This is a genomic window from Algibacter lectus, assembly GCF_004368925.1.
Taxonomy (GTDB): Bacteria; Bacteroidota; Bacteroidia; order Flavobacteriales; family Flavobacteriaceae; genus Algibacter; species Algibacter lectus.
Map to the genome: position 1 here is coordinate 258,574 of NZ_SORL01000009.1, position 12,051 is coordinate 270,624.

The 12,051-nt window shown below is 34.2% G+C and carries 11 protein-coding genes; 3 read left to right on the forward strand and 8 right to left on the reverse strand.

Annotated elements, in window-relative coordinates:
* From DFQ06_RS13695 to DFQ06_RS13720, 6 genes are all read right to left on the reverse strand, one after another.
* The gene (locus DFQ06_RS13695; protein ID WP_042505847.1) at positions 1–603 is read right to left on the reverse strand and encodes a DUF4956 domain-containing protein; all 603 of its coding nucleotides are present in this window, start codon (positions 601–603) and stop codon (positions 1–3) included.
* 2 nt (positions 604–605) lie between these two features.
* Entirely contained in the window at positions 606–1,331 is a 726-nt protein-coding gene (locus DFQ06_RS13700; RefSeq protein ID WP_159140080.1) for a polyphosphate polymerase domain-containing protein, read from the reverse strand.
* A gap of 229 nt (positions 1,332–1,560) precedes the next feature.
* Positions 1,561–2,046: an EF-hand domain-containing protein gene (locus DFQ06_RS13705; protein ID WP_042495820.1), complete on the reverse strand. Its 486-nt coding sequence runs from the start codon at positions 2,044–2,046 to the stop codon at positions 1,561–1,563.
* Positions 2,047–2,168: 122 nt separating this feature from the next.
* Positions 2,169–2,708, reverse strand: coding sequence for a Spy/CpxP family protein refolding chaperone (locus DFQ06_RS13710; RefSeq protein WP_133968250.1), 540 nt, complete (start codon positions 2,706–2,708; stop codon positions 2,169–2,171).
* Positions 2,709–2,715: 7 nt separating this feature from the next.
* Positions 2,716–3,039 (reverse strand): hypothetical protein, encoded by a 324-nt coding sequence (locus DFQ06_RS13715; protein ID WP_052415456.1) that lies wholly within the window; start codon positions 3,037–3,039, stop codon positions 2,716–2,718.
* A gap of 67 nt (positions 3,040–3,106) precedes the next feature.
* Positions 3,107–3,688, reverse strand: a complete 582-nt coding sequence (locus tag DFQ06_RS13720; protein WP_042505851.1) for an RNA polymerase sigma factor — start codon at positions 3,686–3,688, stop codon at positions 3,107–3,109.
* A 145-nt stretch (positions 3,689–3,833) separates the two neighbouring features.
* On the opposite strand from DFQ06_RS13720, the gene DFQ06_RS13725 reads away from it, so the two are divergent.
* From DFQ06_RS13725 to purL, 3 genes are all read left to right on the forward strand, one after another.
* Positions 3,834–5,051, forward strand: coding sequence for an RsmB/NOP family class I SAM-dependent RNA methyltransferase (locus DFQ06_RS13725; RefSeq protein WP_042505852.1), 1,218 nt, complete (start codon positions 3,834–3,836; stop codon positions 5,049–5,051).
* A gap of 219 nt (positions 5,052–5,270) precedes the next feature.
* Entirely contained in the window at positions 5,271–7,130 is a 1,860-nt protein-coding gene (locus DFQ06_RS13730) for an endonuclease (protein WP_133968252.1), read from the forward strand.
* Positions 7,131–7,287: 157 nt separating this feature from the next.
* Positions 7,288–10,962 (forward strand): phosphoribosylformylglycinamidine synthase, encoded by a 3,675-nt coding sequence (gene purL, locus DFQ06_RS13735; RefSeq protein ID WP_133968254.1) that lies wholly within the window; start codon positions 7,288–7,290, stop codon positions 10,960–10,962.
* A gap of 66 nt (positions 10,963–11,028) precedes the next feature.
* Here purL and DFQ06_RS13740 read toward each other — a convergent pair whose 3' ends face one another.
* The gene (locus DFQ06_RS13740; protein ID WP_133968256.1) at positions 11,029–11,478 is read right to left on the reverse strand and encodes a hypothetical protein; all 450 of its coding nucleotides are present in this window, start codon (positions 11,476–11,478) and stop codon (positions 11,029–11,031) included.
* Entirely contained in the window at positions 11,469–12,032 is a 564-nt protein-coding gene (locus tag DFQ06_RS13745; RefSeq protein WP_133968258.1) for a hypothetical protein, read from the reverse strand. Before DFQ06_RS13745 ends, DFQ06_RS13740 begins: the two co-directional genes overlap by 10 nt.
* Positions 12,033–12,051: the final 19 nt, after the last annotated feature.

Genomic DNA, 12,051 nt, shown 5'->3' on the forward strand with positions numbered 1-12,051 from the left:
TTATTTTCTGTTGTAGTAATAAATAGTTAGTACTGCTGTATCTCTTAAAAAATCTACGTTGCCAATCGAAACATTGTTAATACTTAAACCTGTTCGATCCTCCAAATCGGTCTTAAGTAACTCATAATTCTCAGGTTTTATATTTTCTATATTTTCGTAGACAATCTCTTTAGTAACTTCGTGCTTTAAATGCCAAAACTTTTCAATTATAGCTATAGAAATTACCACAACAGTATTGGCTAGAAGAATTTCGGAATAACTCATTTTTTTGTTAGCCAAAGAGTTCATTACAGAAACACCAATAACAACAAACAAATAGGTCATTTCTTTAATATCAATAGCATCTGTTCGGTACCGTATAATACCGAAAATAGCAAAGAGACCTAGAGCCATACCAATATCTAATTCGAATTTTTTAAGCGTAAAACACAAGAAAAACACGATAAAACTTATCATATAGAAAGTAAACAAATAATCTTTTCGTCTAGAAGATGTATAATACAACCAGCGTATAATTAGCGTTAAAAACCCTAAGTTTATTGTAAAACGGAAAGCCATTTTAAAAAAATCGTCGTCGAAAATTGGTATCTCTAAAAACTCCATAGTTATGCTGTAATGTTATTGATTTTTATTAATTTCTTTTTAAACACATTGTACTTTACATCATTGTACAAGCTTATCATACCAATACAATATTTACTTATACTATAAGGATGCTGGCGTAAAGATTTTAAGGCTTTTACTATTGCCGAATTTCTATTGAAACGTTCTTGCTTAACTTCCACAACAACTAAATCATTGTAGTTTTTCTCTGTTTCGTTAATTTTAAAAGAAAGGTTTAAATCTATAGTAACACGCTCTTTACTTTTTAAATTCACTAAGGTTATTCGGTTAAAACCATTCCAGAGGCTAGGCTCCAAATTAAAGTCTTCGTTTGTAGTTTCTGCAATAAAGGCTTCTGATGATTTTGATAAATTCAATTCAAAATCTTTTACAGGAATTCGTGTTTTATTCGTTTCTCCCTTACCATTCTTTTGCTTAATCTCAAGAAAACAGAGATTAGATTCAACATATTTACGCTGTCTAATTTTTGTTCTATTATTCTTCCCGTTATGGTGATCGTTGTAAAATTTATTATCTACAGTATCAAAATACAATGATGAGTAACTCATTACTCTATCCGTATTAATTTCTAAAACTCGATACTCCTGCTCTATCGAATGTAAAATAGAAACCAACTGCTTTTTATTAATTACAAACTTAGTATCGGTTCGCTTCATTAAGGCTACACTATTCATTTCATCTAACGAAATAGAAGAAAACCTACTCATTATTTTTTGAATGTTTTGCGGCATATTATCAACTTATTTAATATTAATAGAATGTTATTAAATTGTTACATAAAGTTTAGATGCCCATCTGTTTTAAAACTTGCGCTTGTATTATGTTAAAAAAATCTTAACAAAAAAAAAAAAAAAAAAAGACTCAAAATTTTTAAATTTTGAGTCTTTAAAAAAACTACAATGAGAATTATAGTTTGTATTATAAATAATTAATCAATTACCTCCTTTGTGGACGCTCTGGCTTTGGAGCATTTTTTAATTCTGCCTCAGATAAAAAACCATCTTTATCAGTATCAACTTTAGAGAAATCGTTTTTCAATGGCCCCTTAACTTCACTTTTAGACAGTTTACCATCCTTATCAGCATCCATTTGTTCTAACAACTCCGTGTAAGTTGGCATACCTTTTCCTTGACCTTTACTCTTCTTTTCCGATTTTGCTTCTTTTGCCTTCGGTTTCATTTCAGCTTCAGTAATAAAACCATCTTTATCCGCATCAATTGTAGCAAACTGTTCTTTTAAAGGTCCGTCTACTTCATTTTCCGATAGTTTACCATCTTCATTAGCATCTAGCTTTTTCAACAACTCACTAAATGATGGCGGTTTTTGATTTCCCTTTTCTTCCGACTGTGCAAATGTTTGAGTCGAACCTAATAATGCCAATCCAAAAACTAAGGCACCTGTTTTAAACGTTTTATTTTTCATCTTAAAAATTATTTTAATGTTTATATAAGTTTAGATGGTATTATTTGTATAAACTCGCGCGCAGTTTTGTTAATATAATCACAAAAAAAAAGACACTCAAAATGAATGTCTTTTCTTTTATATTAATGCATTGGCGGTCGCCCTTCGTGCTCTCCACCCATTCTTGGTGGTGGCGGTCCGTTTCTATCTCTACCTTCTTGATCAGGGCCACCTTCTCTATTATTCGGTCCTTTCTGAAGTGCTTGTTTTATTATACTCTTAAATTTTTCTTTTTGTTCAGCATTGCATAATTCTTGAATATCTCTAAAATGATAAAATGCCATTTTATCAAACTCCATTTCCTTTAAAGCAATTTTACGAGCTAAAGAATCTACAACATTAGAATCTAAATCAGTCTCAGATAATTTACTAAACAAAGCATCCTTCATTTTTTTGATACCACTATTGTTTCGCATCATATTTTGACGATGCTCTCTATTTAGAATTTGCACAGCCTCTAGTTGCTCTTCGTTAAAGTTCAACTCATCTATAATAAAACTCATAGGATCTTCGCGCTCCATCTTTTGTTTCCCTATAGGCTTCCCTAAATAATTAAAGAGAAAAAAAGCATTAACAGCTACCAGAAAAACAAGTAGAATGTATAAAACTATATTTTTTTTCATTTGATTTTTAATTTAAAAATGATGTTGTCGAACTAGACGACAAACCGTATGTTTCTGCAAATTGATTCAAGTTCTCATCATAACTAGAGGTTCCCGAACTATTATCTAACTGCGTAAATGCAAGCACGTTTAAAACAACAACACATGCCAAAGTAGCCAATTGTAATTTTGGCGTAAACCAACTCGATGCCACAACAACCTCTTCCTTTTCAGAAAACAAACGTTGCATGGTTTTATCCTTAAAAAAAGGCGACACATTTACGGTTTCAATACCATCGACAGCTTGTAAAGTACTATCTATTTTCTGTTGTATGTCTTTATTAATATCCATATCTTTTGTATTATAAAACTTTAGATGCAATATTTTATTAAAACTTGCGTTAGGCTGCTCATTTTTTTTACTTCATGTCATTTTTATAAAAATCACCCAAAACATCTTGCAAGTTTTTTTTCGCCCTAAACATTAACGACTCTACCGACGACAAACTTTTTTCTGTAATATCACAAACCTCCTGATTACTAAGCCCATCTATTTTACTAAGCGTAAAAACCACACGCTGGGCATCGGGCAATTGGTTTATAGCTTTAAAGAGCGTTTCACTCTTTTGTTTATTCTCTAATAAAACTCCCGGATGGTTCATTTCTGTAAAATATTTGGTTTTATCCATAGGGATTTCATTTCCCATTATAGATTGCAGAAAGGCAAAACGCTTTTTCGTGTTTTTCTTCCTAATAAACTCCAAACATTTATTGGTGGTAATTCGGTAAATCCAAGTTGATAATTTCGAATTCCCTTTAAATTTATTAATCGAATTGAAAACCTCAACAAAAACATCCTGCGCAATATCTTCGGCATCTTCTTTATTGGGTACAAACGAGATACAAGTTGCAAACACTTTTTGCTGAAAGAGATCTAGCAACTTTCCATACGCAAATTGCTTACCTGCTCTTAAATCGTTTATAAAATCTTGCTCTTCCAAATGCGTTAATTAATCGCTGCAAATTAAGAAAAATTATTAATGAATAAAGCGTAACTTTGCAAACTCTAATAATTAATGCAGTTTGGATGAAAGATGGATAACTTTTGTTTGAAAACTTCCAACTGAAAACTGAGAACTAGAAAAAATGCGATTACACAGAAATTTATGCTTTGCGGTTATTGACGGTTTAACCCTAATCTTCAACGAAGGAAAATACGCCGATAAGGTTATACAACAACTTTTAAAACGCGATAAGCGTTGGGGAGCGAGAGACCGTGGTTTTGTTGCCGAAACTACTTATGAAATGGTAAGATGGAAACGTCTATATGCCGAAATTGCCGAAGTAAAAGAACCTTTTGACCGTGACAACCTGTGGCGTATGTTTGCTGTTTGGGCAACTTTAAAAGGTGTAAAATTACCAGATTGGAAATATTTTGAAGGTACACCATTACGCCGTATTAAAGGGCGCTATGATGAGCTTTCTAACAATAGAAAATTTAAAGAATCTATCCCAGATTGGATGGATGAAATTGGAGTAAAAGAATTAGGTAAAGAACTTTGGAGCAAAGAAATTGAAGCTTTAAACGTGCAAGCCGATGTTATTTTACGTGTTAACACATTAAAAACAACTAAGGAAGAGCTACAAACCGCCTTGTTTGATTTAGATATTGAAACCGATTTTTTACCAGATCACCCAAGTGCTCTAAAATTAAAAGAGCGTGCTAATGTATTTTCTACTGAAATGTTTAAAAACGGACATTTTGAAGTACAAGATGCCTCGTCTCAATTGGTTGCCGAGTTTTTAAATGTAGAGCCTGGTATGCGTGTTGTAGATGCTTGTGCCGGCGCTGGAGGAAAAACGTTGCACCTTGCTTCTTTAATGGAAAACAAAGGACAAATTATTGCCATGGATATTTATGGTAATAAATTGAACGAATTAAAAAGACGTGCAAAACGTAATGGTGCTCATAATATTGAAAACCGTGCTATAGAATCTACTAAAGTTATTAAAAAACTTTATGACAAAGCCGATCGTGTTTTAATCGATGCGCCTTGTTCTGGCTTAGGTGTTTTAAGAAGAAATCCCGATGCTAAATGGAAACTTCAGCCCGAGTTTATTGATAAAATTAAGAAAACACAACAGGAAATCATTCAGCAATACAGTAAAATGGTTAAGCCTGGCGGACAAATGGTTTACGCAACGTGCTCGGTATTACCTTCGGAAAATCAAGACCAAGTAGCTACCTTTTTAAAATCGGAAGCGGGAGAAAATTTCTCTTTAGTAAAAGATAAAAAGGTAATGGCTCATAAATCTGGATTCGACGGATTTTACATGGCACTTTTAGAGCGTAAAGTGAACTAACACCTATTCACTTAAAATATAAATAAGAAAGACTATCTGAAAAGATGGTCTTTTTTTATTTATAAAATCTTCAAACACATTATAAAAACAGAACAAGTTCGACTTCACAATTCCTTAACATAAGAGCGAGAAAAAGATTTTAACTTTGCGAAAAACTAAAGCACACCCTTAACTTGTGTTTTCACCTTATTTTTATAATTAATTAATCTATTCACCTCTATGAAGCACTTTTACTTATTCTTTTTATTTGTTACAACTTTAAGTTTTGCACAGCTAGCACCGCCACAAAACTTACAAAGCTATTACCAAGATGTAGATTTTTCGCAAACAGGACTAGATCTTTTTAACGATTTAGCTATAGAAACAGCTGCAAAACACACCCAGTACCTTACATATACGCCAGGTATTTGGGAAGCCAGTAAAATAACCGACCAAGATCCAGACAACCTCAATAATGTATTATTAATCTACGGCTACAGCGATACCGATGGCAACTACGTTACAGACCGAACTCGCAGTAACACTTCAACAGGTGGTAATCAAGGTACCGATTGGAATAGAGAACACACGTTCCCAAACTCTTTAGCCAGCCCTAAATTAGAAAGTACAGGTAAAAATGTACCTCCCTATGCCGATGCTCACAACCTGAGACCTTCCGATGTTAGAATGAACTCTAACCGTGGAAATTTAAAATACATCACCAATATTGGAGCAGATGGTAACCCAATTACAACTACAGCTGCTAATATTTCTGGAAGCTGGTATCCAGGAGACGAGTGGAAAGGCGATGCTGCTAGAATTATAATGTACATGTATTTAAGATATGGAACACAATGCAAACCATCGTTTGTAGCTAATGGAGAAACCAACGCTATCGATTCAAACATGATTAATCTTCTTTTGGAATGGAATGCACAAGATCCAGTTTCTATAGTTGAAGACCAAAGAAACGCTTATCACGGAGACGTTAATAATGCTTACGGACAAGGAAACAGAAATCCATTTATTGACAACCCATATTTAGCAACAGCTATTTGGGGCGGACAAACTGCTCGTAACCGTTGGGGAGAATCTCAACCAAGCGATATACAAGCACCAACAGTACCCGCAAATTTAGTAGCAAGTAACGCAACGAGTACTACAGTAGATTTAAGTTGGGATGCTTCTACAGATGATACAGGTGTTACTTCATATCAAATTTATGTCGATGGGGAATATTTCATTTCTTCGCAATCAGAAACTTCTTTAACACTTAATGGTTTAACTCCAAAAACATCATACAGTTTTTCTGTACTTGCTGCAGATTTAGCAAATAACAAATCGGATTTAAGCGATGCGGTAAGTGCTACAACATTAGAAGATTCTACGCCAGTAAGTGGCGCATGTATCACAGAAACTTTCGAAAACCTAGTTTCCACAGTAGGATCTAATGACAGCCAATATACTGACAGAACATGGACAGGTAATGATGGAGACATATGGACAGCTACTTTAGCCAGAATCGATCAAGTAATTTTACCTGAAAGCAAAGCCATTACTTTTGATGTACGAGGCACTAAAACAGGTAAGATCACATCTCCAATGTTTTCGGGAGGTATTAGTAGCTTAACAGCAACTACTCAAAGAGCTTACAGCGGAGGTTCTGGAAATTTAGACGTCATGGTAAATGGTAACGTTGTTGGTTCACTACCTTATGGAGACTCTGCACAAACAACAACCATTTCTAATATCAATATCACTGGCAATGTAACTATTGTAGTTACAGAAAACACAAGTGGTGGAGATCGTGTAACTCTAGATGATTTATCTTGGACTTGTTACACCTCATTAAGTACAGATGATAAATTTTTAGAAGACCTAAAAATATACCCAAACCCAGTAAAAGGAAGCAACATTAATATTGACACCAACGAACCTCTAGAATTTGGTATCTACGATATTCTTGGAAAGCAAACCAATAGAGGCATAATTTCTTCTTCTGCGCAAAGCATAGATGTAGCAAACTTAAAGCAAGGTGTATATATTTTAAAACTTTCTTCAGAAGCAAGAAGCATCACTAAAAAAATAGTTAAACAATAAGCACACAACTACTCTTACCAAAAGCGGCTTTTTAAAGCCGCTTTTTTTTGTTTAAAACCTCGTGAATAACTCTCTATTTTCCTTCGCATTTTTTTAATAGAAAATCGGCTAAAAAAAAGTAAATTTGCACTTTCTTTAAACTAACAACACACATATAATGATTCATTTCTTTGGAAACGTAACCAGCAAGATATTTGCTGTTCAAACAACAAAAGAATTATCTACAGAAACCATAACAAAATTGTCTTGGTTATTTGGCGACCAGCCTAAAATAGAACAAGCATCTTTAGATGCTTTTTTTGTTGGCCCACGAGCTGCGATGATTACACCTTGGAGTACTAATGCTGTTGAAATTACTCAGAATATGGGAATTTCAGACATTATCAGAATTGAAGAATTTTCAGCTTCAACAGAAGAATTCATGGATTTCGACCCTATGATTTCAGAAAAATTCGCAAGCTTAAATCAAGATACTTTTACTATAGATATTAAGCCCGAACCTATTTTAAACATTGAGAATATTGGTGCTTATAATGAGCAAGAAGGCTTATCTTTAAGCACTGAAGAGGTTGAGTATTTAGAAAGTGTTGCTAAAAAAATTGGTCGTCCGCTAACAGATTCTGAAGTTTTCGGATTTTCTCAAGTAAACTCAGAGCACTGTCGTCACAAAATTTTCAACGGAACTTTTGTAATTGATGGAGAAGAAAAACCAACATCACTTTTCAAATTAATTAGAAAAACATCCGAAACAAATCCAAACGATATCGTTTCGGCTTATAAAGACAATGTTGCTTTTGTAAAAGGACCAGTTGTTGAGCAATTTGCTCCTAAAACAGCTGACAAACCAGATTTTTACGAAACAAAAAATTACGAGTCTGTTATTTCGCTTAAAGCGGAAACACATAACTTCCCAACAACCGTAGAACCTTTTAATGGTGCTGCAACAGGTGCTGGTGGAGAAATTAGAGACCGTCTTGCTGGTGGAAAAGGGTCTTTACCTTTAGCAGGAACGGCTGTTTACATGACATCGTATTCTCGATTAGAAGAAAACCGCCATTGGGAACAAAAGTTTAAAGCTAGAAAATGGCTTTATCAAACTCCAATGGATATTTTAATAAAAGCTTCAAATGGTGCTTCAGATTTTGGAAACAAATTTGGACAACCTTTAATTACGGGTTCTGTTTTAACTTTTGAACATGCCGAAAACGCATCATCTAGCGATTCTGAACCAAGGAAATTAGGTTTCGATAAAGTAATTATGCAAGCTGGTGGTATTGGTTACGGTAAAGCAGACCAAGCCTTAAAAGACACACCAAAAGAAGGCGACAAAATCGTTATTCTTGGTGGTGAAAATTATAGAATTGGAATGGGAGGCGCTGCGGTGTCTTCTGCAGATACAGGTGCACTTTCATCTGGTATTGAGTTAAACGCAGTACAACGTTCTAATCCTGAAATGCAAAAACGTGCTGCTAATGCCGTTCGTGGTATGGTAGAAAGCGATGAAAACTTCATTGTTTCTATTCACGATCACGGTGCCGGTGGACACTTAAACTGTTTATCAGAATTAGTTGAAGATACTGGTGGACATATCGATTTAGATAAATTACCAGTTGGAGACCCAACACTTTCTTCAAAAGAAATTATAGGTAACGAGTCTCAAGAGCGTATGGGCTTAGTGATTTCTGAAAAACATACAGAAACCCTAAAGAAAATTGCAGACCGTGAGCGTTCGCCAATGTATAGTGTTGGAGAGGTAACTGGCAACAATCGTTTTACTTTCGAATCTAAAACCAAAGGTGACAAACCAATGGATTTAGCTCTAGAGGATATGTTTGGTAGCTCTCCAAAAACCGTTTTAACAGATAAAACTGTTATTAGAAATTATAAAAACCCACGTTATAAAACCAAAAACTTAAAAATATACTTAGAGCAAGTTTTACAACTTGAAGCTGTAGCTTGTAAAGATTGGTTAACAAACAAAGTAGACCGTTGTGTTGGTGGTAAAGTAGCTAAACAGCAATGTGTTGGTCCTTTACAAATTCCTTTAAACAATGTTGGTGTTATGGCACTAGATTTTAAAGGTAAAGAAGGTGTTGCAACCTCTATTGGCCACTCGCCTATTTCTGGTTTAATTAACCCTGTTGCAGGAAGCAGAAACTCAATAACAGAAGCACTTACAAACTTAGTTTGGGCACCTTTAAAAGATGGTTTAAATGCGGTTTCGCTTTCAGCAAACTGGATGTGGCCTTGTAAAAACGAAGGTGAAGATGCGCGTTTATATGAAGCGGTAAAAGCCATTTCAGAATTTTCTATAGATTTAGGAATCAATGTGCCAACCGGGAAAGATTCACTTTCTATGAAACAAAAATATCCTGATGGTGATGTTATTTCTCCAGGAACGGTTATTATTTCTGCTGGTGCTAACTGTAATGATATTACTAAAGTTGTTGAGCCTGTTTTAAAACAAAACGGTGGTAACATTTACTATATCAATATTTCTCAAGACGATTTTAAATTAGGAGGAAGCTCTTTCAACCAAGTCTTAAATGCTATTGGAAATGAAACTCCAAATGTAAAAGATGCAGCTTATGTAAAAGCGGTTTTTAATACTATTCAAAATTTAATAACAGAAGATAAAATTGCAGCTGGTCACGATGTGGCTTCTGGTGGTTTAATTACTACTTTATTAGAACTTTGCTTTGCTGATATTAATTTAGGTGCCGATTTAGATCTTTCTAAATTAGGTGAAGAAGATGCTATAAAAGTACTTTTTGCTGAAAACTCAGGAATTGTTTTTCAAGCAGATGCTTCTGTAGAAACTATCTTATCAGAAAACAAAATAAAGGCTATTAATATTGGTTCTGTAAACAACACAGGACAATTAAACATCAAAAACAACGACGAGAGTTTCTCTTTCGATGTTGCAGAAACTAGAGATGTTTGGTATAAAACGTCTTATTTATTAGACCAAAAACAAACGGCAAATAATTTAGCTGAAGCACGTTTCAAGAATTATAAAAATCAACCTCTTCAATATACATTCCCGAAAAATTTCACAGGAAAACTAGAAGCTTTTACTGGCAAACGCCCAAAAGCAGCTATTCTTCGTGAAAAAGGATCGAATTCAGAACGCGAAATGGCTAACGCGATGTATTTAGCTGGTTTCGATGTTAAGGACGTACACATGACAGATTTAATCTCTGGTCGTGAAACCTTAGAAGATATTCAGTTTTTAGGAGCTGTTGGTGGTTTTAGTAACTCCGACGTACTTGGTTCTGCAAAAGGATGGGCAGGCGCTATTAAATACAACGAGAAAGCAAATAAAGTAATTCAAGATTTCTTCAAAAGAGAAGATACATTATCGGTTGGTATTTGTAATGGATGTCAATTATTCATGGAATTAGAAGAAATTAATCCGGAACATGAAGTACACGGGAAAATGATTCATAATGATTCTCATAAACACGAAAGTTCTTTTACCTCTGTAAAAATTCAAGATAATAACTCTGTAATGCTTTCAACTTTAGCAGGAACAGAATTAGGCGTTTGGATTTCTCATGGTGAAGGTAAATTTAGCTTACCACTTTCCGAAGAAAACTATAATATTGTTGCTAAATACGGTTACGAAGGCTATCCAAATAATCCAAACGGATCGGATTATAACACGGCAATGCTTTCTGATAAAACAGGGCGTCACTTAGTAACTATGCCACATATTGAGCGTTCTACGTTTCAATGGAACTGGGCAAATTACCCAGAAGGAAGAACGGACGAAGTTTCTCCTTGGTTAGAAGCTTTTGTGAATGCTAGATTATGGATCGAAAAAAAGTAAACTAGTATATAAATTATAAAAGCGGTTTAAGATTAAGTTCTTAAACCGCTTTTTTATACGTTAATTTTAATTATTTCCTTTAGATTTTCTGTACCGCTTTATTTGCAAGCCTCTCTTATGCAATTTTCTTTGTTTTCTTATAAGAGGAAAACTTAAACTAACCAAAAGTGCTATGCACGCAGCCGAACCTAAACCTCCACCAAAACCATTAAAAAAGCTACTGGTGTTAAAAAAAATAATGGTGAACACTATTCCTGAGAACCCTATTAAAAAATAGTTTGATAATACTTTAGACGACACCATACCAATAAAAGATGCTCCAAAACAAACTAATGGTAAGTTTTGAGTTAGATACGGTGACAACAAATCAGGACAAACTAAAACAAACACGCCAACCAAAACACCTACTAAAGAAGATGCTCTAACTGGTCCTTGATTTAAATCTACATGCAAAAAGAACGTAAACATTGCAGAAACCCCACCAACCAAAAATAATATATATTGTTCTATACCCATTGAGAAATAAGAGATGTAATTAAAAAAGCAAACACAACACCAGCAAAAGCTAAAGTCCCCAGTTTACCACCAACTCCATGAAAAGTATCCTTTGTTCCAACCAAAAGCACCCCAGTAGTAGCACTCGCTATGCTTATAATAATATAATCGGTAGACACACTTATATTTGTCATTCCCACAAAAGCTCCGCAATATACAGCGGCTGGTACACCTTGAGCAAACGTGCTTCTTTTAAATAAATTAGGAATAAAACTCGCTATTAAGCCAACTAAACTAGCCGATAAAACACGGTTTAAACCAAAAGAACTAGATAAAACATAGGTTATTATAGCTCCAAAGAAAACAAAAGCAACAGTTAACACATGCTCAAAACTATGATCTACAGAGTTTAAGGGTGTTTTCTTGTAAGTAACAACAAGCAATACTAAGGACATAACAATAAAAATCGAAACAAAAATATTATTCTGATTTTCAAATAAAATTGCAGCTAAAAACCCTAAATGGCATAAAATTATCGAAAAGAAAGAAAGCTTTTTTACATGTTTTTTAAACATACAAATTGTTTAATAAGAG

What these genes read in the sequence shown, in the direction of transcription:
- DFQ06_RS13695 (WP_042505847.1), bottom strand. Translation starts at nt 603, where the DNA reads ATGGAGTTTTTAGAGATACCAATTTTCGACGACGATTTTTTTAAAATG.
- DFQ06_RS13700 (WP_159140080.1), bottom strand. Translation starts at nt 1,331, where the DNA reads ATGAGTAGGTTTTCTTCTATTTCGTTAGATGAAATGAATAGTGTAGCC.
- DFQ06_RS13705 (WP_042495820.1), bottom strand. Translation starts at nt 2,046, where the DNA reads ATGAAAAATAAAACGTTTAAAACAGGTGCCTTAGTTTTTGGATTGGCA.
- DFQ06_RS13710 (WP_133968250.1), bottom strand. Translation starts at nt 2,708, where the DNA reads ATGAAAAAAAATATAGTTTTATACATTCTACTTGTTTTTCTGGTAGCT.
- DFQ06_RS13715 (WP_052415456.1), bottom strand. Translation starts at nt 3,039, where the DNA reads ATGGATATTAATAAAGACATACAACAGAAAATAGATAGTACTTTACAA.
- DFQ06_RS13725 (WP_042505852.1), top strand. Translation starts at nt 3,834, where the DNA reads ATGCGATTACACAGAAATTTATGCTTTGCGGTTATTGACGGTTTAACC.
- DFQ06_RS13730 (WP_133968252.1), top strand. Translation starts at nt 5,271, where the DNA reads ATGAAGCACTTTTACTTATTCTTTTTATTTGTTACAACTTTAAGTTTT.
- purL (WP_133968254.1), top strand. Translation starts at nt 7,288, where the DNA reads ATGATTCATTTCTTTGGAAACGTAACCAGCAAGATATTTGCTGTTCAA.
- DFQ06_RS13740 (WP_133968256.1), bottom strand. Translation starts at nt 11,478, where the DNA reads ATGGGTATAGAACAATATATATTATTTTTGGTTGGTGGGGTTTCTGCA.
- DFQ06_RS13745 (WP_133968258.1), bottom strand. Translation starts at nt 12,032, where the DNA reads ATGTTTAAAAAACATGTAAAAAAGCTTTCTTTCTTTTCGATAATTTTA.